The 23389-nt window shown below is 56.4% G+C and carries 20 protein-coding genes and 1 other RNA gene; 6 read left to right on the forward strand and 15 right to left on the reverse strand.

What is annotated here, in order from left to right:
* The first annotated feature begins 208 nt into the window (after window positions 1–208).
* The gene (locus AS19_RS13190; RefSeq protein ID WP_046962198.1) at window positions 209–1207 is read left to right on the forward strand and encodes an integron integrase; all 999 of its coding nucleotides are present in this window, start codon (window positions 209–211) and stop codon (window positions 1205–1207) included.
* Window positions 1208–1358: 151 nt separating this feature from the next.
* On the opposite strand, the gene gcvPB is transcribed toward AS19_RS13190, so the two are convergent.
* The 11 genes from gcvPB to AS19_RS13245 all read right to left on the reverse strand — a co-directional run bounded on the left by gcvPB (window position 1359) and on the right by AS19_RS13245 (window position 17016).
* The gene (gene gcvPB, locus AS19_RS13195; RefSeq protein WP_011589862.1) at window positions 1359–2825 is read right to left on the reverse strand and encodes an aminomethyl-transferring glycine dehydrogenase subunit GcvPB; all 1467 of its coding nucleotides are present in this window, start codon (window positions 2823–2825) and stop codon (window positions 1359–1361) included.
* Window positions 2822–4180, reverse strand: a complete 1359-nt coding sequence (gcvPA, locus tag AS19_RS13200; RefSeq protein WP_046962199.1) for an aminomethyl-transferring glycine dehydrogenase subunit GcvPA — start codon at window positions 4178–4180, stop codon at window positions 2822–2824. Before gcvPA ends, gcvPB begins: the two co-directional genes overlap by 4 nt.
* A 145-nt stretch (window positions 4181–4325) precedes the next feature.
* The gene (gene gcvH / locus AS19_RS13205) at window positions 4326–4712 is read right to left on the reverse strand and encodes a glycine cleavage system protein GcvH (RefSeq protein ID WP_011589864.1); all 387 of its coding nucleotides are present in this window, start codon (window positions 4710–4712) and stop codon (window positions 4326–4328) included.
* Window positions 4713–4889: 177 nt separating this feature from the next.
* Entirely contained in the window at window positions 4890–5969 is a 1080-nt protein-coding gene (gcvT, locus tag AS19_RS13210; protein ID WP_046962200.1) for a glycine cleavage system aminomethyltransferase GcvT, read from the reverse strand.
* 179 nt (window positions 5970–6148) lie between these two features.
* A complete protein-coding gene (locus tag AS19_RS13215; protein ID WP_046962201.1) occupies window positions 6149–9109 on the reverse strand; it encodes an Ig-like domain-containing protein in 2961 nt (986 codons plus the stop codon).
* Window positions 9110–9726: 617 nt separating this feature from the next.
* On the reverse strand, window positions 9727–11262 hold the full coding sequence (locus AS19_RS13220) for an iron ABC transporter permease (protein WP_231860862.1): 1536 nt from the start codon (window positions 11260–11262) through the stop codon (window positions 9727–9729).
* 42 nt (window positions 11263–11304) lie between these two features.
* Window positions 11305–12321, reverse strand: a complete 1017-nt coding sequence (locus AS19_RS13225) for an extracellular solute-binding protein (RefSeq protein ID WP_197540931.1) — start codon at window positions 12319–12321, stop codon at window positions 11305–11307.
* 54 nt (window positions 12322–12375) lie between these two features.
* Window positions 12376–13659, reverse strand: a complete 1284-nt coding sequence (locus AS19_RS13230) for an FAD-dependent monooxygenase (protein ID WP_231860864.1) — start codon at window positions 13657–13659, stop codon at window positions 12376–12378.
* A 27-nt stretch (window positions 13660–13686) separates the two neighbouring features.
* Entirely contained in the window at window positions 13687–14859 is a 1173-nt protein-coding gene (gene ubiH, locus AS19_RS13235; RefSeq protein WP_046962203.1) for a 2-octaprenyl-6-methoxyphenyl hydroxylase, read from the reverse strand.
* Between the two features lie 174 nt (window positions 14860–15033).
* A complete protein-coding gene (gene pepP, locus AS19_RS13240) occupies window positions 15034–16350 on the reverse strand; it encodes a Xaa-Pro aminopeptidase (protein WP_046962204.1) in 1317 nt (438 codons plus the stop codon).
* A gap of 75 nt (window positions 16351–16425) precedes the next feature.
* Window positions 16426–17016: a UPF0149 family protein gene (locus AS19_RS13245; protein ID WP_035459933.1), complete on the reverse strand. Its 591-nt coding sequence runs from the start codon at window positions 17014–17016 to the stop codon at window positions 16426–16428.
* A 232-nt stretch (window positions 17017–17248) separates the two neighbouring features.
* On the opposite strand from AS19_RS13245, the gene AS19_RS13250 reads away from it, so the two are divergent.
* From AS19_RS13250 to AS19_RS13265, 4 genes are all read left to right on the forward strand, one after another.
* Window positions 17249–17461, forward strand: coding sequence for a TIGR02449 family protein (locus AS19_RS13250; RefSeq protein WP_011589873.1), 213 nt, complete (start codon window positions 17249–17251; stop codon window positions 17459–17461).
* A 45-nt stretch (window positions 17462–17506) separates the two neighbouring features.
* Window positions 17507–17818: a cell division protein ZapA gene (locus AS19_RS13255; protein WP_011589874.1), complete on the forward strand. Its 312-nt coding sequence runs from the start codon at window positions 17507–17509 to the stop codon at window positions 17816–17818.
* A 136-nt stretch (window positions 17819–17954) separates the two neighbouring features.
* A non-coding RNA gene (gene ssrS / locus AS19_RS13260) (6S RNA) lies at window positions 17955–18138 on the forward strand.
* 24 nt (window positions 18139–18162) lie between these two features.
* Window positions 18163–18744 (forward strand): 5-formyltetrahydrofolate cyclo-ligase, encoded by a 582-nt coding sequence (locus AS19_RS13265; RefSeq protein ID WP_011589875.1) that lies wholly within the window; start codon window positions 18163–18165, stop codon window positions 18742–18744.
* Here AS19_RS13265 and AS19_RS14115 read toward each other — a convergent pair.
* Both AS19_RS14115 and ilvA read right to left on the reverse strand, forming a co-directional pair.
* On the reverse strand, window positions 18725–18874 hold the full coding sequence (locus AS19_RS14115) for a hypothetical protein (protein ID WP_155849247.1): 150 nt from the start codon (window positions 18872–18874) through the stop codon (window positions 18725–18727). The two genes, AS19_RS13265 and AS19_RS14115, sit on opposite strands and share 20 nt — an antisense overlap.
* 336 nt (window positions 18875–19210) lie before the next feature.
* Window positions 19211–20728: a threonine ammonia-lyase, biosynthetic gene (gene ilvA / locus AS19_RS13270; protein ID WP_035459927.1), complete on the reverse strand. Its 1518-nt coding sequence runs from the start codon at window positions 20726–20728 to the stop codon at window positions 19211–19213.
* A 155-nt stretch (window positions 20729–20883) separates the two neighbouring features.
* Between ilvA and rpiA the strand changes: the two genes are divergently transcribed.
* Complete coding sequence (gene rpiA, locus AS19_RS13275; protein ID WP_046962205.1) at window positions 20884–21540, forward strand: ribose-5-phosphate isomerase RpiA; 657 nt, start codon at window positions 20884–20886, stop codon at window positions 21538–21540.
* 234 nt (window positions 21541–21774) lie between these two features.
* Here rpiA and AS19_RS13280 read toward each other — a convergent pair whose 3' ends face one another.
* A complete protein-coding gene (locus AS19_RS13280) occupies window positions 21775–22302 on the reverse strand; it encodes a hypothetical protein (RefSeq protein WP_046962206.1) in 528 nt (175 codons plus the stop codon).
* A 101-nt stretch (window positions 22303–22403) separates the two neighbouring features.
* Complete coding sequence (locus tag AS19_RS13285) at window positions 22404–23363, reverse strand: alpha/beta hydrolase (RefSeq protein WP_046962207.1); 960 nt, start codon at window positions 23361–23363, stop codon at window positions 22404–22406.
* Window positions 23364–23389 lie beyond the last annotated feature (26 nt).

The following is a 23389-nucleotide window of genomic DNA, read 5'->3' on the forward strand; positions in this document are numbered from 1 at the left end:
AACGTACCCAAGAAGTGAGAATCTTTCCCCTCTGACAAAACTCAAACGAGCGGCCTATTTCCGGGGACCCCATGCACATTTAAGACGCAACTCGAGACAAAGATCAACGGCTTAGCGAATTTTGAGATATCGCCTACACGCATTTGCGCCCCGTTCTGTTGAGCACGGGCCTCCATAGCCCCAGCCTGCTATGGGTAAGGAGAACCCTATGAGCAATAGAACCACAGATATTCCGGTTTCCATTCCTGACACGCCCGTAAGGCTACTTGATCAATTCCGTGCCTGGCTGCGCACTAATCACTATCGTTACCAGACTGAACGAACCTATGTTCATTGGGTGGTTACCTATATTCGCTACCATGACCGCAGGCATCCTCGCGAAATGAGTTCCCCGGAGATACAGGCCTTTTTGACTCATCTCGCTACCCAGCGGCATTGCAGCCCCGCCACGCAGAAAATTGCCTTGAATGCATTGAACTGCTTCTACCGCAAATTTCTCAAGATTGAGTTTCCGGCTCTGAATTTTCGCCAATCACGCAAGTCTCGCAGGCCACCCGTCGTTTTTACCGACGAGGAGGCTCGCATCATCATTACGCAGCTAAAAGACCCTTTCAAACTGATGGCTGAGCTTATGTATGGTTCCGGATTGCGAGTTTCTGAGGCCTTGAGACTAAGAGTCAAGGATATGGATTTCGGCCAAGGCCAGCTCATTGTTCGTGAAGGAAAAGGAAACAAGGATCGAGTCACTGTACTTCCCGGCCAGTTACATGGGCGCCTGAAGCTACAGATCGATCTGGCCACCAGTTATTATAGGCAGGACAGGGAGAACGGGGTTGGCCCCGCATGGATGCCCTATGCGCTGGCGAGAAAGTACTCCGGCCAAGCTTCACAGTTGGGCTGGCAATTTATTTTCCCTTCCCGCGAGCCAGCCCGGGACCCACAAACTGGCATTATTCGCCGCCATCACCATCACCCAGATACCATTCGCAAGCAGATCAAGCATGCTGCACAGAAGGTCGGGATTGTTAAGCTCTGCGGCCCACATACTTTCAGGCACTCATTTGCTACAAGGCTACTTGAGAGCGGCTATGACATCCGCACGGTGCAGGAGTTGCTGGGCCACAGCGATGTGTCGACCACCGAACGGTATCTGCATGTGATGAACCGGGGCGGTCTGGGGGTGATTAGTCCGCTGGATAGGGGGTAGCAAGGCAGGCATGCGCGTTCAGCATCGAAATTTGATTTTAGCATCCGCCCTGCGACGTCGAGCTTCCAACTTATTTTCACCCATAAAAAAAACCCGGCTTTCGCCGGGTTTTTATCGCTTCATAGAACACGCTTGAAGCGCGCTACGTCTCTTATTCGCTCCAGGCCAAGTCCAGCTCACGAGCGGCTTTCACATCATCCAGACGACGTACCGGCTGGGTGAAGGGCGCTTCTTTCACCATGTCGGGTTCGTTGCGCGCTTCTTCCAGGATCGCAGCCATGGCATCCACGAACTCATCCAGCGCTTCTTTGCTTTCGGTTTCCGTGGGCTCGATGAGGAAGCACTCCGGCACCAGCAGCGGGAAGTAGGTGGTGGGCGCATGCTGGTTGTAGTCCAGCAGGCGCTTGGCGATATCCATGGCGGTGACGCCCAGCTCCTTCGCTTCTTTTGCGAAGGTGAGGATGAACTCATGGCTGGCACGACGATCCGGGTAGGCAGCAGTACAACCTACCGCTTCCAGACGCTTGAGCAGGTAGTTGGCCGCCAATGTGGAAAACTCGCCCACGCGGATCATGCCTTCGCGGCCCAGGGAACGGGCGTAGAAATAAGCGCGCAGCAATACACCGGCGTTACCCATAAAGGCACTCAAGTGGCCGATGCTGGTGTCCAGCGAGTCGGTGTCGACCCAGTGATAGCTGCCGTCATCGCGCTGGCCGGCCATGGGGGTGGGCAGGTAAGGCAACAAGCGTTCGGAGACCCCGACCGGGCCGGCACCGGGGCCACCACCACCGTGGGGGGTGGCGAAGGTTTTGTGCAGGTTCATGTGAATAACGTCGAAGCCCATGTCTCCGGGGCGCACCTTGCCGAGGATGGCGTTCAGGTTTGCGCCATCGTAATACAGCAAGCCGCCGGCTTCGTGCACGGCTTTGGCGATGTCTTCAACCTGCCGTTCGAACACGCCACAAGTAGACGGGTTGGTCATCATCAAGCCAGCGGTCTGTGGGCCGCAAGCAGCTTTCAGTGCTTCCAGGTCCACGTCACCATCTTCGCCAACAGGAACTTCACGGACCTTGTAGCCACACATGACGGCGGTAGCCGGGTTGGTGCCGTGGGCTGCATTCGGGATCAAGATCTCGGTACGTTGATCATCACCACGGGCATCGTGGTAGGCACGGATCATGGCGACGCCGGCAAACTCACCCTGAGCGCCGGCCATGGGCGCCAGGGACACCCCTTTCATCCCGGTGACTTCTTTCAGGAAGTTCTGCAGTTCGAACATGCAGCTAAGGAAACCCTGGCTGTGGCTTTCCGGTGCCAGCGGGTGACGATTCAAAAAACCCGGCAGCATGGCGGCACGGTTGGCGCCACGGGGGTTGTACTTCATGGTGCACGAACCCAGCGGATAGAATTGCTTGTCGATGGCGAAGTTCTTGCTGGACAGGTTGGTGTAGTGACGTACCACCTGCATTTCGGACACTTCCGGCAGGCCCGGCTTTTCCTTGCGACGCAGGTGCGCTGGAATCGCGGACAGCTTGTCCTCCGCCAGCGCCTTGGGCGCTTGGGAGGTGGCGCTACGACCTGGATGAGACAGTTGGAAAATCAGTTGTGTCTCGCTCATGCCAGCACCTCCTTCAGGGCTTGTTCGAACAGCTGCAAATCCTGCTCGGAATGGACTTCGGTAGCATTTACCAAAATCGCATTATTCATGTCATAGTCGCCGGCCAGGCTCACGCCGCCCAGCACGTCTTTCTCGGCCAGCGTCGCCAGCACCTGATCCGCCGGCTTGGGCAGCGTCAGTACCACTTCGTGGAAAGTCGGCGCGGTGAAGGCACGCTCAACGCCATCGATAGCGGTGAGCTTGTCCGCCAGTGCCTGAGTGTTGGCGTGGCAATGAGCCGCCACATTACCCAGGCCATCCGGCCCCAGCAGCGAGGTGTAAATGGTCGCCGCGGTCATGGCCAAGCCCTGGTTGGTGCAGATGTTACTGGTGGCCTTGGAACGACGAATATGTTGTTCGCGGGCCTGCAACGTCAGTGTGAAACCTTGTTTGCCTTCCATGTCCACGGTGCGGCCAATGATTCGGCCCGGCATTTGCCGAACGTGTTTTTGCTTGCAGCACATAAAGCCAAAGTACGGCCCACCGGAGGATAGCGGCACACCCAGCGGCTGGCCTTCACCCACAACGATATCTGCACCGTCTGCGCCCCATTCGCCAGGAGGCGTCAGCAGCGCCAGGGAGGTGGGGTTAACCACACCAATGACCAACATTTTGTTGGCATGGGCCCAGTCGGTGAGCGCATCCACTTCTTCCAGAGAACCGAAGAAGTTGGGCTGGCTAATCACCAGCGCGGCATAATCTTCACCTTCATAGGGTTTGAGTGCATCTAGTGGGGTCTGCCCGCTAGCGGCATCGAAGCCCACCCTTTCCAGGGCCACGTCCTGATTTTCCACGATGGCCTGGGTCGCGTTGGTGTAGCGCGGGTTTACCGCGGTGGGCACCAGCACCTTGCGGGACTTGCTCTTGCGGTTGGCTCGCAGGCTCATCAACACCGCTTCGGCCAAACCGGAGGCACCGTCGTAGACAGAAGCGTTGCTCACGTCCATGCCGGTGAGGCGAGTCATCAGGGTTTGGAATTCGTAGATCACCTGCAGGGTGCCCTGGCTCGCCTCCGCCTGATACGGGGTGTAAGCGGTGTAGAACTCCCCCCGAGTGGCAATTTCCCATACCGCCGCCGGCACGTGGTGCTGGTAGGCACCGGCACCGATGAAACTGACCGCGCCTGCATCCTGGGCAGCACGGTCGCTCATCAGCCGAGTGACGTCCATTTCGCTCAGCCCTTCAGGCAGAGCATCGAGCTTGCCTGCGGCTTTCAGGTGCGAAGGAATTTCATCGAACAAATCTTCGATGCTATCGGCGCCAATGGCGTCGAGCATGGCGCGCACGTCATCGGGGGTATGGGGGATATAGGGCATGGAGGTACCTGATGGTGTTGGTGTTGGCGTTGAATCCCTCATCAATAAAAACGACGGGGATTAGCTGCAAGCGTCAAGCAGCAAAGAAAACCGGGCGGGGTTTAGCTTACAGCTTGAGGCTTGTAGCAACGAAAACGGCGAACCGTTATTCGCTATCGATCTGCGCCTGGTACTGGTCGGCGGTGAGCAGGCTGTCCAGCTCGCCTTCGTCGGTGAGCTGCACTTTGAACAACCAGCCACCTTCATAGGGAACGTTATTAACCAACTCTGGCTCATCTTCTAGCGCTTCGTTGATTTCAACGATTTCGCCAGACACCGGGCTGTAGATGTCGGAGGCCGCTTTTACGGATTCCACTACCCCGGTTTCATCGCCAGCGGCCACAACCTGGCCCACTTCCGGCAGCTCAACATAGACCAGATCGCCCATGGCATCTTGGGCGTGGTCGCTGATGCCCACCGTGGCAACACCGTCTTCTACCTTGGCCCACTCATGGCTGGAGGCATAACGCAGCTCGGCTGGAATCTCGCTCATTGTTTTCTCCTGTTAAGAGTCGCTTGCTCGCGGCACGCCTCACGCATGCACGCTGAAATGTATTCAGTAGCCGTGTCGATGGCGACTACAGAATGTATGTTTTGCCGGAGATGCTATCGGCATTTCCGGCCTAATAAACAGGCCCCGCGCGTGTTGCGTGCGGCGCAAAGCATCCTGCTACTGTTCCTTGTACACCGCGTTACCATTACGCACGAACGGCGGCTTAACCACCTGAGCCACCTGCCGTTTATTGCGAATTTCCACATCCACCTTACCGGTGGCGCCGGCAGGCAAACGAGCCAGGGCGATGGATTTACCTAACGTGGGCGAGAAAGTACCGCTGGTAATTTCCCCTTCTTCCCCATTCGGCATTAAAACTTTCTGATGGGCGCGCAATACACCCTTGCCCTCCAAAATTAGACCCACCTGTTCGCTGTGGCCATTTTCTTTCTGGTTTAGCAGGGGCTGGCGACCGATGAACTCGCGGTCATTGAGCATTACGGTCCAACCCATGTTGGCTTCCCATGGCGTAATGCTCTCATCCATATCGTTGCCGTAGAGATTCAAGCCCGCTTCCAGGCGCAGCGTATCGCGTGCCCCCAGGCCAATAGGCGATACACCCGCTTCAAGCAGTTGCTCCCACAGGGTCAGCGCATCCGCGTTAGGCAGCATGATTTCCACGCCGTCTTCACCGGTGTAGCCGGTGCGGGCAATCATCCAATCACCGTCTTCCGCGAAGGCAAACACTTTCAGGCTTTTCACCACGTCGGCGCGGCTGCCATTCAAAAGGCCAGCGAGAATGTCACGGGCCTTGGGCCCCTGAATCGCCAACATGGTCAGTTCCGGACGCTCATGAATATCCACGGCAAAACCGCCCGCGTGTTTTTCCATCCAGCCCAGATCGGTTTCACGGGTCGCGCAATTTACCACCAGACGGTAGTCATTGTCCCGTTTGTAGACGATAAGGTCATCGATCACGCCGCCATTATCGTTAAGCATCCCGGTATACAGGGCGCGGCCCGGATCAATGCGGTCCACATCGTTTGCCAGCAGCTGGCGTAAGTAGTCACGGGCGCCGGCGCCGGCGATATCCACTACGGTCATATGAGAAACGTCGAACACACCGGCATTTTGGCGCACGGCGTGATGTTCTTCGATCTGCGACCCATAGTTAATCGGCATATCCCAGCCGCCGAAATCCACCATCTTGCCACCGGCGGCGAGATGAGCGTCGTATAAAGCTGTGCGATGAGCCATAAAAAAACACCATGGAACGAGTGAGTAGAGAATTATATCGACACGGGGCCAAACGGCATAGGCTGAGCCAGTAATCTGCCCAATGCGGGAACACTGCGTTCAAACACGCGACCCGGCCCCCAGGCACAAAAAAGCCGGCCCGCAGGCCGGCTTGAGTGCCACTGTTAGAAACAGTGAGGTTACTGCGGTTTCTTAATGGAGCCGCTCTGGAAGGTGAGGTTCACTCCTCCAGTAGGAAGCTGCAGATCAATGGTGGCCACCGGCCCGCCAATGCGCACATCAATGTTCTGATCCGCCATGCTCAACAAGCTGATAACCAATCTGCCATCTGCCAAAAAGTCCACAGGGCCCAACAATTGCAAATCATCCATAGGATAACCGTGCAGGTTAAAGGGCAACCCTAGTGGGGCCTCCATTTCCGGGGCATCCAGCAGCAGATCAAGAGTGAGCTCAAACATTAACTGATCTTCCTCCTCATCATAGCGAATCCACCCGATTAACGGCTGCGTCCGATTGCCGCTTTCATCCTCCTCATAACGGCCACGCATCACCAAGGGCTCGGTGGGCACGTTAGGGCTGACCAAACCGGCGATCTGTGCGTAAACACTGGTGTTGGTTGTCATCAACACGGGCGGATAGAGGATGACTTTGAGCGCTTGCTCCGCTTCATCCCAGCCAGCGATATCGGCAATGATCCCGCCATTGAGATAAGTAAACTTATCCGCCGGGCAAGTATCGTTAATATTGCAGCCGATGTTTGCCGCCGTAACCAACCCGCCAACATCAGTGACAGCCAGCTTGGCGGCATTGGTCGGTGATGGGTACAAGCCGCTGCCCGGCGGCTCTTCCGTCGCTTTGAGTTCAGTATCTTCCAGCTCAAAGTTGGCATTCACGTCTGACTTGGGCAGATTACGCAATGGTAGCAGCACATTGTCGCTGGGCGGCGCACCGGTGAAGGCAATAGCCATGTTCGGGCCACCCTCATCCGCATCCGGCCCTAATAGCTGGGCGGTTTGCAGGGGCATATTGTCTTGCGAACAAATCACATCACCGGCACAACCTGCCCGCTCATGGGACGCCAGCACATAACGATACAGGGTGCCGTCTTCCCAGGGCTGTTGCGGGGTAATGGTCAGCTTGCGCGTTTCTAGGGTCAGGTGGGCGGGCACCACATCCAGGCAGTTCCCCGCTGTGTCTATTTTTTCCACCCGAACACTGCCTTGCCCGCACGCAGAGCCCAGCTTCATGCTATCGGGGTCTATGTTGCGCGAGAACTGCACCTCAATGGAACGGTTAGCAGGCAAGGGCGGCACCGGCAAAAGATCACCGACATCATCTTGATAAGCACTGACACACTGACCCTGAATGCCATTGGCCAAGTTTTCGCTACCTGGGTTAATGGCGCAGGGGAAGCCGGGATACACTGTGGTGGTATAGGGCGTGCGCGCGCCACTGGTAGTGGTGGCATCGACCATGGTGAAGTCGAGGGTTCGCGGGTTGGCCGGGTTGCCACTCAGGTCCTGTATGCCATCGGTGAATACCACTTGGTAATCGGCGCCAAATTCCAGCGGGGCATCCGGGGTAAGCACCAGGGAAGCACCGTCAAGTCGCCACTGGAAGGGCACCTGGGCTCCCTGCTGGGTCAGCCTCACTGTGGTGCCCGGAATAATGGTGTCCTGGTTTGGAATCTCATCAAAGTTCAGCACCACCGGGTCGCCGGGGCGGAAACGATCGACGTAGTCGCCAGGCTGCCAGCTTTGCAGCCCCGGGCCGGTAATATCAACTTCGGGCTCGGGCGCATTTACCTGATCCTGGTAAGATTCCATATGGAAGCTGAGCACGCCGAAGGCGGTTTCCAAGCCCAGCACATCTGGTTCTACCACGCCTAGGGCATCGATGACCATGCGGCCATCTACAACAATAGCGCGACCCACCAACTCGACCTGCAGTAAGGTCTGGGTGAAGGCGCCGTTGGCGCGGGAATCTGCTGTAGAGAACGCAAGGTCTAGGGTCAACTGCACCCGTCGTGGTGCTTCGTGAGCCGTGCTATACGGGGCCACTGAAAGATACCCAGAGGCATCGGACAGGAAGCTCACGGTCACCTCTCCAGAATCGAAACTCGCGGGCAACTCGCCGACGATCAGCACATCCAGCGACTCACCCTTGAGGACCGAACCTTTGCGGATTCGCAATGGGGCGGCGTCCGGATAATTGGGTATAAATCCTAACTCTGCAAACACATCACCAGACAGCTTGGCGGAGGTGTCATCGCCCAACAATTTACTGATTAATGGCACGCAATTGATCGGATCCCCGCTCAGCGGCGACAGCATAACGCCACTCGCGTTACACTCTTTGGTAGGGTCTGCAGCCATGACCTCCAGCACTAGAGTTTCCCGGGGGGCGGAATCTTGCGGGATTAGCGTGATGCTATTTTCCCCGCTGTAAGCCACGCCGGTTTCACTGGTCAGGGCCCCATCCAGCTGCAGGGTGTACTCGCTACCCGGAGTCAGGTCATTCTTTGGATCAAGGGTTACCCGTGTGCCGTCTACCAGCAAGGTGGCCGCAACCCGGTTTCCGCGAGCATCTTTCAAGCTTACTGTGGTGTTATCCACGGTAGTGCGATCCAGCGGCTGCGAGAATTGCAGGTGGATGGTGGAGAAATCCATGAACGGCTGGTCATCCCCAAACGGCATACGCCGACTGATCACCAGTTCATCACTTAACACCTGCTCGACGTGCGGGCCTTCCTGCGCCGAGGCGGTAGTAAAGCTCAGTGTGCCATCCTCTAACCCGGTTAGGCTGACACCGTTCACGCTCAGGGTGTACTCACTGTTGAACGCCAGCGCCTCGCGTGGCGTGACAATCACTGAGCGCCACTCATCGGCTTCGGTGACGTCCACCTCGACAGGACCGTCTGGGCCCGCAAGGGTAATATTCGCCGGCGCTATATTTCGTGCTTCGGAGAACTGCACCACCACCGGAGCGTGCACCGAGACCTGAGTCTGGCCATCCGCCGGGTAGCTATAGAATACCTGGCCGCTGGTGTTGCCACTGTAATCCACCGTCCGTTTGCTGCCACTATCACCACAGGCAATCAGCACCAGTGCGGCCGCAAAAAGTATGCTTATTCGCATCATTTTTGTGTTTTTCTCCCAAGTTTAAAATTTAAGCGCGATCAAACCGCTGATCACATTCACTTCGCCACTAGCGTCAACCTGCGTGCTGGGCTGCGGGTAAACGGCGGGCGGAGTGTCGTAAATGTCGAAGGTACGGGCTTCGAGAAATCTGATGCTGGCCGCTCACATTCACCGAGGCATTAGTCCCCAACGGGGATTCGCTATAGGTTACTCCACCGCTAAACGAGGAATTTCATTGGCGCGGAACTGGGTGCCGATGCGCGGGCTGGCCGCTCAGTATACCATCGGTGATGATGTCCTTGCTCAACTCGCCTTCCAAAGCACACCCTTCCTGCATTTTAGGGTAACACCCGTACGCTACCGGCTACGGCGGCGAGGTTCCTCGAAAGAAAACCCTCATTTGTTGCTGCCCTTACACTGTCTATTCAGCGCGTTCACGTTACCTGCTGCTGAGACAGCGAAGGATAATGCCTTACATTATGCAAAAGTGCACATCTGCCCACATCGGTAGAAAGCGTCATTTATCGTTAATAACGGCGAGGAAACGTAAAATTCTTTAAAATAGCGAGCAAATAACCCCGCCCTGAAGAGAATACTTCTGCTAGGAGAAGCAACATTCAACGGCGCCGACTCAGCACAATGACGGGCACTAACCCCAACAACACCAAGGTTAACGACGGCGCTGCGGCTCGCTGCCACTCACCTTCTGCCGTCAGTTCGTAAATGCGCACCGCTAAGGTATCCCAGCCAAAGGGCCGCAATAGAAGGGTAGCAGGCATTTCCTTCATCACATCAATGCCCACTAGCAGCAAAGCGGTAAACAACCCCGGCAACATCATCGGCAGATAGACCCGGCGACCCACCTCTGATGCGCTAGCACCGAGGGTACGGGCAGCTTCCACCAAACTGGGCCGCACCTGTTGCAGGGCATTTTCCACTGGACCAAAGGCCACTGCCAGGAAACGCACCACATAGGCAAGCACCAACGCCGCCAGCCCGCCCGCCAGCGGAATCGATACACCCCATTGATCCAGCCAAGCCTCCACGGCACTGAAGCTGACCATGATGCCGACCGCCAGCACTGACCCAGGCAAGGCATAGCCCAACGTCGCCAACTGCACCGAGCCCGAGACCACCCGAGAGGGCTGGTGACGCTTCACCCAAGCCAGCCAGCCGGCCAACACCAAAATCAATGAAGCCGCCATAGCACCCAGCAAAAAAGTACGCCAGATGAGGCTGACAAAGCGGCTATCCAAGCCTTCGATACCGGTGCCCACCACCCAATACAACAGCCGGCTCACCGGCAGCAGGAATGCCATGAACAACACAGCAAAGGCGAACACCGAAATGCCCCAGGCAAAACGCGGCCGCACCCGCATTATTTGCCGGCCACCCAGCTCACTAAACCGGGCCCGGCGCCGGCCACGGCGCTCCAGCCACAATGACACCAGCACAAACAGCAGTAGCAATGAGGCCAGCTGCGCCGCCGCCTGCAAATTAAACAAGCCGTACCAGCTCTTATAGATGGCGGTGGTAAAGGTATCGAAATTAAACACCGACACCGCGCCGAAATCGGCCAGGGTTTCCATCAAGGCCAGCGCCAACCCTGCAGCAATGCCCGGCCGGGCCATGGGCAGCGCCACCTTGAAAAACGCCCGTAGCGGGCCATCACCAAGAATGCGCGCCTGTTCCAGCACAGCACGCCCCTGAGCCTGAAAAGCCAACCGCGCCAGCATGTACACGTAGGGGTAAAGCACCAGAGAAAGAGTGACCACGACCCACAGGGAGTGGCGGGCACTGAACCCGGGAAAGGCCGGCCACCAGGCGCGCACCTGGGTTTGTATCGGCCCGGCGTAATCGAGCAGATCCACCAACACGAATGCCAGCACATACGCCGGCATGGCCATGGGCAGCAACACGGCCCATTGCAGCCAGCGACGACCTGGAAACTCCAAGGTCGCCATACACCAAGCCAGAGTAATGCCCAGCAGCGAAACGCCAATAGCCACACCCACCATCAGGAACAAGGTATTCCCAATCAGGCGTAGCAGCACCGTATCCATCAGGTGCTGCCAGGTAGCCCACTCTTGTTGTCGCCAGGCAGCGAGCAACACCAGAATAGGCACCACAACCAACAGGGCCAGCGCAATCACGCTGGCCCCACTGCACGAAACCCCGCCGCGCCGCATCACCGCTTAGCGATACCCTGCGCGGTCCATCAGTTTCACCGCCTCGACCTGTAGGGCACCGGCGACACTGACGTTGAGATCATCGGCCTTGAACTCACCCCATGAGCGCACTTCTTCTGGCGGCTTCACCGACGCATTCACCGGGTATTCCAGGTTGCGGTCGGCCAACAGTTCCTGAGCCGCAGGTTGAGTCAACCACTCCAGCAGGTCCTTGGCTTTTTCCGGGTGCGGCGCATTCACAGTAACGCCCGCTCCAGAGATATTCACATGCACGCCACTGGTGTCTTGATTGGCCCAGAATAGCTCCAACGGTAGCTGTGGATTATCCCGCTTCATGCGACCGTAGTAGTACGTATTAACAATGCCCACATCGCATTGCCCTGCGACGATCGCTTCCATCAACGCGGTGTCATTGGAAAACACATCCGTGGCCAAATTAGCCACCCAACCACGTACGATTTCCTCGGTTTTCTCTTTGCCTTGGCGCTCAATCATGGTCGCCACCAATGACTGGTTGTAAACCTTCTTAGACGTGCGCAGACACAGGCGCCCCTTCCATTGAGGGTCCGCCAGGTTTTCATAGGTGGACAACTCGCTGGGCTGTACCCGGTCGCGTGAGTAAACCAGAGTACGCGCACGCACGGTGAGGCCATACCATTGCTTTTTCGGGTCAGTGAGTGCCGCGGGGACATTGTTGCTCAGCACCTCCGACGCCACCGGGCTAAGCAGCCCTTTTTCAGCGGCGTTCCAGAGGTTACCCGCATCCACAGTAATCAGCATGTCCGCAGGGGAGCGCTCACCCTCAGCCTGTAAGCGGGCGGTAAGGGCCGCAGCGTTATCGGTGATATAACGGATTCGCACCCCGGTTGCCTCGGTGTAGGCATCGAACACCGGTTTAATAAGATGATCATTGCGAGAGGTATAAACCACTAACTCTTCATCAGCGGCAGGCTCAGAACACCCCCACAGACCAGACGCCATAATCACGGCGCCAACTATGATGCCAAACACGCGCATATCCATTCGCTCCAACTATTCTCAAACAGGAATGATTATTAATTAATGACAGTATGCCAGCTAATGTCGATTAGCTCTAGCGTCCCAAACGGGGGGTCTCGCTTTAGCAGGAAGGTCCGCGCTTCGCCCCATGGCCTGACGAGCAAAGAATCCTTTCACTGGGCCCGCCTGATTTACCCAGCGCATGCCCGTGTTACGCAACCAGCGCACCGGCAGGGCGCGCTGTTCAAACAGGGACTGGAACCCACGCATGGCATTTTGCATCAGCAAATTTTCTCCGCGACGGCGGCGCTGATAACGGGCCAACGCACTAGGGTCAGCACAGCCGGCTCCCTGTTCACAGGCCCTTTTCACCTCTTCCGCCAGTACCGCCGCATCCAACAATCCCAGGTTCACCCCCTGCCCAGCCAATGGATGGATCACATGGGCTGCGTCTCCCACTAGCGCCAGCCCTGCAGATATATACTGGCTAGCGTGGCGCTCCTGAATGGGAAACACCGCTCGTTCGCTAAGCAGGGTCACAGGCCCCAGAGCGTCGCCCACAGCAGCCTGCAATTCCGCCGCAAACGCCGCTGCGTCCTTGTCTCGCAGTGCCGCAATCCGCTGCGGCCAACCGGACCAAACAATAGAACACTGCCTTTGATCATCCTGACCCTCGCCAGTAAATAACGGCAGCAACGCCAACGGCCCGGTTTCCATAAACACTTGCCTGGCACAACCGTCATGGGGCCGTTGCGTGGCAATGGTGGCCACCAGTGCATGGTGCCCGCTATCGCGGGGCCCACCGCTGATGCCGGCCTGCTCTCGCACTTGCGAACGGGCGCCATCGGCGCCCACTAGCAAGTCAGCCTGCCAGAACGAATCGCCACTGCGCACGGCCCATTGCCCCGTCTTGGCATCACGCCGCAAGGCATCGACCTGCACACCACATTGCCAATCCAGCGTCGGCAAGGTTGCGGCTTTACGATACAGAGCAGCAGCCAAATGCCCGTTTTCCAATAACCAGCCCAGGCTCTTTGCCCCGACCTCTTCCGCCCGGAATAACACTTCACCGGTGCCATCCTGATCCCACACTTGCATGGCGTGATAAGGCTGCACCCGAGACAGATCTAGACAATCCCACACCCCGGTATTACGCAACAGCCAATGGCTGGCCTCGGTAAGCGTAGATACCCGTAATTGTGCTGCGCCCTCAGGCATGGCCGGAGCAGGCGCACCGTCCAGCACGGTGACGTTAAGCCCCTGCTCCGCCAGCAGCACCGCCAGCAGCCCGCCAGTCATGCCACCGCCGACGATGACGATGTGTTGTTTTTCGCTTGCAGACGACACGCTATTGGGATGCACGCTTTGTCCTCACGTTTTTAAGTGCTTTCACAATCCCATGGCCCGTTTCGCAAAACCGCTGCGCAGCCCGGGTAAAATATCCATGGCCACTAGCCCCAGCTGGCGGCTGTGTGCAAAAAGCGGGTGCTGCAGCCGGAACAGTTCTGGCACCCAACGAGACGCCTGGCTGATCATGGCCTGATCCTTTTCCCGTTTTTGCGCGTAGGCTTGCAAGGTCACCAAGCTACCGGGATCTGAATTGCCGCCCACGGTTTGCGCCAGTGCCAACAAATCCCGCACCGCCAAGTTAAAGCCCTGCCCCGCCACCGGGTGCAAGGTATGGGCGGCGTTACCGACCACCACGCCATGAGGCACCACCTGTGCACAGGCCTCGGTGAGTACCAGCGGATAACGCTGGCGCTCGCCGATGCTGGAAAGGCGTGGCGCGCCTGCCGGGCAACGGGCCTGCAATTGTGCCAGCACTTCGCTATTCTCCAACGCCACCCAACGGTCCACCTGCTCGCGCGGCCCTGTCCACACCAACGCCATACGCTGATCCGGCAACGGCAATAAGGCCATGGGGCCATCATTCAAAAAGCGCTCGTAAGCGATCCCTTCATGGCCCGCCGCCAAAGAGACATTGGCAATCAACGCATCGTGCCCGGTGTCATGCTCCCGCGCGCTGATCCCCAGCCACTCCCGGGTCTTCGACCGAGCGCCGTCGGCTGCGACCAATAGCGGCGTTTCGAGCACCTCACCACCGGCCAGGCTCACCTGATAGCCACCTTCAACACGACAAATACTAGACAGCGTTTCCGGTGCCCGCACTTGAATGCTCTTATCCGCAAACAAGGCGCCGAGCAGCACAAACCCCAGCCAGCGGTTTTCGACTACTGCGCCCAACTGATCCACGCCCTCTTCATGGGCGGATATGCGGGTAATGCCAAGCCGGGATTGTCGTGACACATGTACCGTATCAATGGCAGCGGCGTGCTCGCGAATGGCGTCCGCCAGCCCAAGATCACCCAACACCGACAAAGTGCCTGCGGACAAGGCCGTACTACGGGCATCAAAACTAGGCGTTAACGGCGGGGACTCTGGCAACGACAACGGGTGGTTTTCGACTAACACCACTCTGCCCGCCCCATGATGGCGCAACAATAGCGCCAGCAAAGCACCGGCCATACCACCACCCACGATCACCAGAGGTTGCTGCGTCATTCCAACGTCCATTTTCGCTGTCGCTATAGGGGCACCGTTTGAGGCGCAAAAATGCAGGGCGAGCTCAACATTGAAAAGTAAAAACCAGGGGCTACAGGCTCTTCAAAGCCGTACCCGCGACAACTTACTTCCCTGCTCGGCACAACGCACTCTTGACGCGTCAAGGTTAAGCGTTCAATTGCCTTTCATTATCTTTTCGATATCCGCCACGTCCTTGGGCACCTCGTGGCTAAGGACTTCGCACCCGGCTTTAGTTACCAGCACATCATCTTCAATACGAATGCCAATACCACGCCATTGCTCATCCACGGAAGTATCATCCGGCGCCACATACAACCCCGGCTCCACAGTCAGAACCATACCCGGCTCAAGCTGACGCCATTGCTCCTGAATGCGGTAGTCACCGACATCATGCACATCAAGCCCCAACCAATGGCCGGTGCGATGCATGAAAAAGGATCGATAACCTTCAGTTTCCACCAGCTCGTTAAACTCGCCTTTTAGCAGGCCCAGGTCCATCAAACCCTGGGTAATAATGTTCACCACCTGTTCGTGGGGCACGTTCCAGTGATTGTCCGGATGTGTGGCTTCGATGGCTGCGTACTGACTGGCTAACACCAGCTCATACAAGGCTTGCTGTGGCTTGCTGAATGTACCATTCACCGGAAAAGTCCGGGTGATATCCGAGGCGTAGTAGTCCAGCTCGCAACCCGCATCCACTAACACCAAGTCACCGTCCTTCAGTTTCCCGGTATTTTCAATGTAGTGAAGAATGCAGCTATTCGGGCCACCGCCGACAATGCTCGGGTAGGCTGGGCTGCGCGCCCCATGGCGCATGAACTCGTGGATGTATTCCGCTTCCAGCTGATATTCCATCATGCCTGGCTTCACCGCCTGCATGGCCCGCACATGGGCGCCAGCGGAAATGCTGGCCGCCTTACGCATGATTTTGCCTTCCGCCGCAGATTTGAACAGTCGCTGGTCGTGCAGATGATGCGCCAAGGCCACAAATTCACCGGGCGGATGCGCCCCGCTACGCACCCGCTCGCGGATGCTGTTCACCCAGCCCATCAGGCGGCGGTCGAATTCACTATCGTGGCCAAGGTCGTAATAGACCCGCTCGCTGCCTTCGATCAGGCCCGGCAGAATTTCATCAATATCGCTGATCGGAAACGCATCGTCCGCATCGTATTCAGACACCGCCCCTTCCGGCCCGGCACGGTAACCGTTCCAAATTTCCATGGTGCGGTCGCGATCGCGACAGAACAGCACATACTCACCGTGCTCGCGCCCCGGCAGCAACACCATCACCGCCTCAGGTTCCGCAAAGCCGGTGAGGTACCAGAAATCACTGTCCTGCCGGTAAGGATACTCCACATCCCGGTTGCGAGTGCGTTCCGGGGCGGCGGGCAGAATGGCGATGCTGTTAGGCCCCATGATCGACATCAATTCCTGACGACGACTGGCGAATTCCTCACGGCTGATACTCAAAACTACTCCTTAGCGGGCACGGGTCGCTTATCGATTTTCACGTGTAGCGTCAGGCATGCTGCACCCTATATTTCTTTAGTGACGGGTTGGCGGTGCCTTGTCCGCTGGCGCGGAGTCCGGCTTGCCCTGATGGCGCATGACCAATTCAGTGTAAATCATCAGGGCCGACATTCGGCAGTGTTCGGCCACCTGCTCATACATATCTTCTTCCGCGTCGCCGTTATCATCCGGCGTAGCCACCTGGCTGATGGCGGCCAGATCCGATAGCGCTTCCTGAACGCCCGGCAGCAGGTCCTTGTCGTGGGTATTGGCTGAACCAGTGCCAAAACCCACTAAAAACCCCTCGCTCCACTGGGCAAGCGCCGCCACTCGCAAGCCCAAGTCATCGTCATCCGCCGGCAATAGGAGCGTCAGCTCCAGGCCGGTACCCTGATAGCCTGCATGCAACTGGTCTCGCACCGCCAACAAAGCGCCGTTCATTTCGGCGCCAAAACCCTCGGGCATATCCACATGGGCAGCCAGCACACCGAGTAACTCTTCATTATGGCTACCGTGCCCAGTCGCTAGCAGGCCCGCGATTACGCCCTGCAGCTCACTGGGAGAATGTTTCACACCGGCCGCAGCCAGCCCTTGGACGAGAACCTCAAAATCAATATCGTTGGACATGCGTCTTTCCGTTTTCAGCAGCCGCTCTTCGGTGGCACAGCGGCCCCGGAAGCAGAGTTGGAGATTACCGGAGAAGTGTAGCCTAAGTGGCTACCATACTTGAATTTCATTGACCCTTTCAGACCCCACACCTATAGTACAAAAAGCCTGCAATCCGGGTTGGGGCATCATTGCCGGACAATACCGGTAAGGTGCAGGGGTGCTACCTTAGGCGAACAGCGACCATTTTGCCATGACGATGGAACAACAACTAAGGCAACTGGAAGCCCGAGTTGATGACCTGCTACGCATTAGCGCAAAGCTGCGTCAGGAGAACCAGGCCCTGCAAGATCGCGAGGGAAAACTGGTTGAAGAACGGGCCCAGTTACTGAAAAAGAATGATGCCGCCCGCAATAAAGTCGAGGCCATCATTTCGCGTTTGAAATCTCTCGAGCAGGAGTCCTGAGCATGGCCTCCTGCCTGACCCACAGCCAATGCGGTGTAATCCGGAATGTCTAACGAAAACTCCCTAGTAATTCATCTACTGGACAAGGAGTATCGCGTCGCCTGCCCCGCCGGGGAACAGGACAACCTGCTGGCGGCCGCTCGCCACCTGGACGATCAGATGCGCAAAGTGCGCGATGCCAACGTGATCGGCCTGGAACGCATCGCCATCATGACCGCCCTGAACATGAGCCACGAATTACTCCGTGCTCGCCAGAGCGTCTCCCAAGATTCCGAAGGCGAAGCCCGGGTTCAAGCCCTGCTCGGCCGGCTGGAAGAAGAAATTCAAGCCTTCGAAGACGCCCGCCGCAGGCTCTGAGCGGCGGGTTAAAAGTTCAACGTTGAAACGCGCCACTTCTCGTCGCCATACGAATCACCTTTCGCGTTTCAACTCGCAACTCTCCTCTCTGTCAAGACTGACCCCGCCCCCACCGCACTGTTATAATACCCCCAAGTGCTTCCTGGCCTGTGCGCCAGAGGGTCAGGTCCCTGAGCCGATAATGTACTACCCGGGGGCATATATTGCCTTGCCCATGTGCATGTCCGCCTATTGAGCGGAAAGCCTGAGGGCAATGCTGCTGCCTCCACCTTGAACCTTCGGTTCAAGGGTCAAACCCACAGCGGCAGACCGGGAAGCACCCTTATAATTACTCATGCCTTCTTATGACTGCAGCCCTGCGACGGCAATTGCGCCGCCAGCTCCGGCAGCGCCGCCGCACCCTTAGCAAAGGCCAGCGCCGCCGAGCCAGTATCCGTTTCGGCCCAGCACTGGCCCGAGCCATTCAGCATCGCCCGGCCCGCCACGTGGCCATCTACCTGCCCAACGATGGCGAACTGGACCTGCAACCCGCACTGCACCATCCCCGCTTCCAACAGGCAACCACCTACTTGCCCTTTGTGGACCCGCTACGGCTTGGTTATCTGCAGTTTCGGCTCTGGCACCACCACCACCCCATGCGCCCCAACGCCTATGGCATACAGGAGCCGGCCGTGCGTTATCGCGGCCGAGCCTTATGGGCGCTTGATGTCATTATCTTGCCGGCAGTGGCGTTTGATGAGGCGGGATACCGGCTGGGAATGGGGGGCGGCTACTATGATCGTACTTTGGAGCAACTGACAAGATACCCCCGCAGGCCACGGCTAATAGCTGCAGGGTATGATTTTCAGAAAATGGAGCAGGGCGAACTACCAGTGGCCCCGTGGGACCAGCCAGTGGATTGTATTGTTACTGCGCCGTCTGAGTGACGGTAATACCTGCACTGTCAGCGTAACGTCGGTAATCCGGTTCATTCCCGCCATGGGTCAGGCTGCTAACAAGCACTCCCAACCCAAAAACCACGGCCAGTAGCACTAAGGCGTCCGGCTTTTTCTTCATTGTGTTATTCCCCAAACGGTACAGCAATATGAAAAAAATAATCAAAAGGCTTTAACAAAGCTAACACTTTAGCCTGATCCAACAGCACTGAATGCCAACTGGATCAAAATTTGATCGTTAGCAAATGTAAAGTCAAGCAGTTAGCGGTGATTGCTGACACTTCTTAACAGAAAAACACAGTAACCCTCTATCTAGAAAGATCACTTCCTACCTCAAATTCCGCTCTCTCTCAGCAGAGATGATTGTAAAATCAGCACGTTAGAGAGAGCAGGGCCGATTGCAAACTAAACAGAAGTAAAATCGGCTACGCCGAATAATCGACCAACCAAAAAACGTTTAGTTCAAAAATAATCGGTAGGCGGGATTTTCACTTTCCTCCACCATAGGATAAGGCACCCTCTTAAGGTCGGCTAGCAGCTTAGACTGCCTGCCTTCCTCTACCTGGAAGCCCACCAATACGCGACCGTAAGCTGCTCCGTGATTACGATAGTGGAACAGGCTGATATTCCATTTCTCACCCAAAGACTGGAGAAACTTCATCAGCGCACCGGGGCGCTCTGGAAATTCCACTCGAAATAAGCGCTCCTGAAGGTCCTGCCGGGAAGTGTGCCCCCCCACAAGATGACGAATATGTAGCTTGGCCATCTCGTTGCCGCTCATATCCACCACTGGATAACCGCGTTCCTGCAGCTCGTTCATTAACGCCTGCAAGGCTTCACCATCAGGGCGCAGCTGGATACCCACAAAGATATTTGCGTCGCGATCATCACTGTAACGGTAATTGAATTCGGTGATGCCGCGCCGACCCAGGGCCTGGCAAAACGCCCGAAACGCACCCGGAGACTCAGGAATCGTGACCGCCAAAATGGCTTCGCGTTGCTCACCCAGCTCAGCCCGCTCAGACACATGGCGCAGACGATCAAAGTTCACATTGGCGCCACTCTGAATAGCGACCAGGGTCTGATCTCGTACATTATGCTTGGCCACCCAGTTCTTTAGACCCGCCAACGCCAATGCCCCCGCCGGCTCACAGATGGCGCGGGTATCTTCGAAGGAATCCTTAATCGCAGCACAAATTTCATCGGTGGTGGCAGTGATCACCTCATCCACATGATCGCGCAGTACCTTGTAGGTTTCTTTGCCGATCTGCTTCACCGCAACACCATCGGCAAACAACCCCACTTCCGACAGCGTGACCCGGCGCTTTTTCTCCAAGGCCGCTTTCAGGCAAGCTGCATCTTCCGGCTCCACGGCGATCACTTTCACCTCCGGGCGCACATATTTCACATAGGCGGCCACACCGGCCGCTAAACCACCGCCACCCACTGGGATAAAAATAGCATCCAGATCACGGCTTTGCTGACGCAGAATTTCCATGCCCACAGTGCCCTGTCCGGCAATCACATCCGGATCATCGTAGGGGTGGACAAAGGTCAGGTTATCTCGCTCCTGAAGTTTCAATGCGTGAGCCAGGGCCTCATCAAAGCTGTCACCATGCAACACAACCTTACCGCCATGACGCCGCACGGAGCTCACCTTGATATCCGGCGTGGTGCGCGGCATCACAATCGCCGCCTTCACACCCATAGACGAAGCGGCCAAGGCCAATCCCTGCGCATGGTTACCCGCTGAGGCACAGATTACCCCACGGGCCAGCTGCTCTTGATTCAACTGACACAGCTTGTTGTAGGCTCCGCGCAGTTTGAAAGAGAACACCGGCTGCAGGTCTTCACGCTTGAGAAGCACCCGGTTGCCAATACGTTTGGAAATTAACGGCGCTGCATGAATAGGAGTTTCCACCGCCACGTCATAGACGCGGGATTGCAGTATCCGTTTAACGTATTTGTCCAGCATGGGGGTCCGGGCTCATTCTGTTGGGGGGAAAGGAATAGTCTAGGGTCTGACCGACACAAATGCGATAGGCTAGGGTCGAGCCACAGCCACGGCTGACCTATAATTGGCGCACACTTCACCGGCGACACATACCGACAAGACGACAGGATACCCACATGGATCAGGATGTGCTGAAAAAGCAGGCAGCAGAAGCCGCGCTGCGTTTCGTCCCAGAAGGGGACATCATCGGCGTGGGCACCGGCTCCACCGCCAACTTTTTTATCGACGCACTAGCTACCCTGAAAGACCGAATCAAGGGTACCGTCGCCAGCTCGGAGGCCACCGCCGAGCGGCTCAAGCAACACGGCATCGAAGTATTCTCACTGAATGATGTGGGCAGCCTATCGGTTTACGTCGACGGCGCCGATGAGGTGAACCAGCACCGGGAAATGATCAAGGGCGGGGGCGGCGCGCTTACCCGCGAAAAAATTGTCGCGGCCATGGCCAAAGAGTTCATCTGCATCGTTGATGGTTCCAAACAGGTAAACCGTCTAGGTGCCTTTCCTCTTCCTATAGAAGTCATCCCCATGGCGCGCTCTTACGTGGCACGTAAACTAGTCGCACTAGGCGGGCAGCCGCAATATCGGGAAGGTTTTTTGACCGATAACGGCAACATCATCCTAGATGTACATAATTTGGACATCAGCAATCCCATTGAACTAGAAACCACGCTCAATAATATTGTCGGCGTTGTCACCAATGGGCTATTTGCCAAACGCCCTGCAGATATTGTTCTGGTCGGCGAAAAAAGTGGTGCCGTAAACCAATACTGAAGCGATAACAGATTCATCGAAAATTTGGCTAAAAACCTCTATTGTGCCTGAGGAATCGCATCATCACTGAGAGAAGTTGATATCGCTGCCCGAAGGCGCCATTGCGGCACTAAACGAGGGGCGCGCGGAATGACGAGAGAACGCTACTCCGTTCCTGCCAGCCCCCGCACACTCAGTGCGCGAGACTAAAAAAAAGCCGCAAATAGCGGCTTTTTTTGTCTGGCACTGTAAATATTAATCCCAGAAATTAAACCACGCTTTTTCTTCTTTTTCAGCGTCTACTTTTGCATCGACTTTCGCTTCAGCATTGACACCTGCCGCGTCGGCTTTCATCTCGACGTTAGCATTGGCACCTGCGCCCTGAGCGTTATTCAGCGCATCTTCCTGACGCTGGCGCGCAGCATCACGATTTTCTTCCATTTTTTTCATGTTAGCTTCGTGCTTAGCACGGGCATCATCGCCCATGGCTTTTGCGTCACTCTTCATGCCATCACGCTTAGCCTTGGCGTCTTCTTTCATGTCTTCATGCCGAGCTTTGATATCGCCTTCCACTTTATCACGCTGCGCCCCTGCATCTTTGCCCATCTGCTTGGCGTCTGCCTTGGCCGCATCACGCTGATCACGAACAGCTTGTTCAGCAGCACTGGCGTCTGCCTGAGCATTCACAGCAGCATTAACACCGGCATTCAGGTCTGCGACCGCAGCTTGACTCAACAAAACCGCACCTGACGCAGCGGCCAGCATCCATTTACTGTTCATCATAGACTCCTTGTAAAAACTAAAAACCCCCTAGTCGGGAACCGTGCAACCACATTCTTACAAAGCCGCTACGAGCTCAAGTAACAAAGCGTAAAAAATTACTATTAACCGAGGTACTCGTCAATAATGGCAAATATTTTACGTCTGAACGTCTCATTCTCATTGGCAAGCTGATGCCGAGCCCCTGGCAAAACCCGAATATCCGGATCTTCAAACTTCGCTCTAATCACCTTAAGGTTATATTTCCAGTCCACGGTTTCATCTAAATCGCCTTGAATCACCACCGGCGATACCTTTATCCGTGATGCTTTTTCAAAACCCGGCAACCACTTCTTTAAAGCTCTCACCCAAATAGCTGAAATTCTGCGCGCCTGAAGTGGGTCTTTATTTTCCAGGAAATCGAGGAAATCAGGATCATTGGAATTAATAGTGAAAACCCGTTTCAATGTTTTCGTAAATGGGCTGATCAGCGTATGCAGCCAGCGAGCGGTCTCCCATTTAAAGGGGCGCACCAAAGGCGCCAGTAAGATAACCTGCTCGAAAGGATTATCATCGCCCTCTCCTCGGCTCAGCAAATAATCCATCACGATGGCGCCACCAGTACTCTGAGCTATTACATGCCAAGGTTTGGGAAAGTGGTTCGCCGCCAACGACAAGCACTGCTCAAGCACATCACGGTAAGTTCGAAAATCCGCAATCACGGCCTGCGGTCCTGTACTCAAACCATGGCCAGGCAAGTCATAGGCCAGCACGGCGTAACCCAGCTCCAGCACATGGCCAATCACATGCCGATATAACCCCACATGGTCGAAGTATCCATGACAAATCAACACCGTGCCCTTGGGAGGTTGTGCCCCTCGTGGCCGCCAACCATGCACAGAAAGCATGTACCCTGCCGCCTCGAAATAACCGAAGCCGTGTTCCAGATCCGGCAGCTGTTCGGCAAAATTAAGGCCGTAGTACGCCACATAACGCTGGCTGGATTCACTCAGAGGATCAAAGGCTTCCCAATTAAGGGGCTGCCATTGCTGAATAATCTGATCGCGATCGAAAGGATTAGCCATAACCGGTAACGGGCCTCCACGGTTTG

It is taken from the genome of Alcanivorax sp. NBRC 101098, from assembly GCF_001010505.1.
Lineage (GTDB): Bacteria > Pseudomonadota > Gammaproteobacteria > Pseudomonadales > Alcanivoracaceae > Alcanivorax > Alcanivorax borkumensis.

Coding starts and splice junctions, on each gene's coding strand:
- ilvA (WP_035459927.1), bottom strand. CDS start 20,728: ATGCTGGACAAATACGTTAAACGGATACTGCAATCCCGCGTCTATGAC.
- gcvPA (WP_046962199.1), bottom strand. CDS start 4,180: ATGCCCTATATCCCCCATACCCCCGATGACGTGCGCGCCATGCTCGAC.
- ubiH (WP_046962203.1), bottom strand. CDS start 14,859: ATGACGCAGCAACCTCTGGTGATCGTGGGTGGTGGTATGGCCGGTGCT.
- gcvPB (WP_011589862.1), bottom strand. CDS start 2,825: ATGAGCGAGACACAACTGATTTTCCAACTGTCTCATCCAGGTCGTAGC.
- rpiA (WP_046962205.1), top strand. CDS start 20,884: ATGGATCAGGATGTGCTGAAAAAGCAGGCAGCAGAAGCCGCGCTGCGT.
- AS19_RS13245 (WP_035459933.1), bottom strand. CDS start 17,016: ATGTCCAACGATATTGATTTTGAGGTTCTCGTCCAAGGGCTGGCTGCG.
- AS19_RS13280 (WP_046962206.1), bottom strand. CDS start 22,302: ATGATGAACAGTAAATGGATGCTGGCCGCTGCGTCAGGTGCGGTTTTG.
- AS19_RS13190 (WP_046962198.1), top strand. CDS start 209: ATGAGCAATAGAACCACAGATATTCCGGTTTCCATTCCTGACACGCCC.
- AS19_RS13285 (WP_046962207.1), bottom strand. CDS start 23,363: ATGGCTAATCCTTTCGATCGCGATCAGATTATTCAGCAATGGCAGCCC.
- AS19_RS13225 (WP_197540931.1), bottom strand. CDS start 12,321: ATGGATATGCGCGTGTTTGGCATCATAGTTGGCGCCGTGATTATGGCG.
- AS19_RS13215 (WP_046962201.1), bottom strand. CDS start 9,109: ATGATGCGAATAAGCATACTTTTTGCGGCCGCACTGGTGCTGATTGCC.
- AS19_RS13250 (WP_011589873.1), top strand. CDS start 17,249: ATGACGATGGAACAACAACTAAGGCAACTGGAAGCCCGAGTTGATGAC.
- gcvH (WP_011589864.1), bottom strand. CDS start 4,712: ATGAGCGAGATTCCAGCCGAGCTGCGTTATGCCTCCAGCCATGAGTGG.
- gcvT (WP_046962200.1), bottom strand. CDS start 5,969: ATGGCTCATCGCACAGCTTTATACGACGCTCATCTCGCCGCCGGTGGC.
- AS19_RS14115 (WP_155849247.1), bottom strand. CDS start 18,874: ATGAAGAAAAAGCCGGACGCCTTAGTGCTACTGGCCGTGGTTTTTGGG.
- AS19_RS13255 (WP_011589874.1), top strand. CDS start 17,507: ATGTCTAACGAAAACTCCCTAGTAATTCATCTACTGGACAAGGAGTAT.
- AS19_RS13265 (WP_011589875.1), top strand. CDS start 18,163: ATGACTGCAGCCCTGCGACGGCAATTGCGCCGCCAGCTCCGGCAGCGC.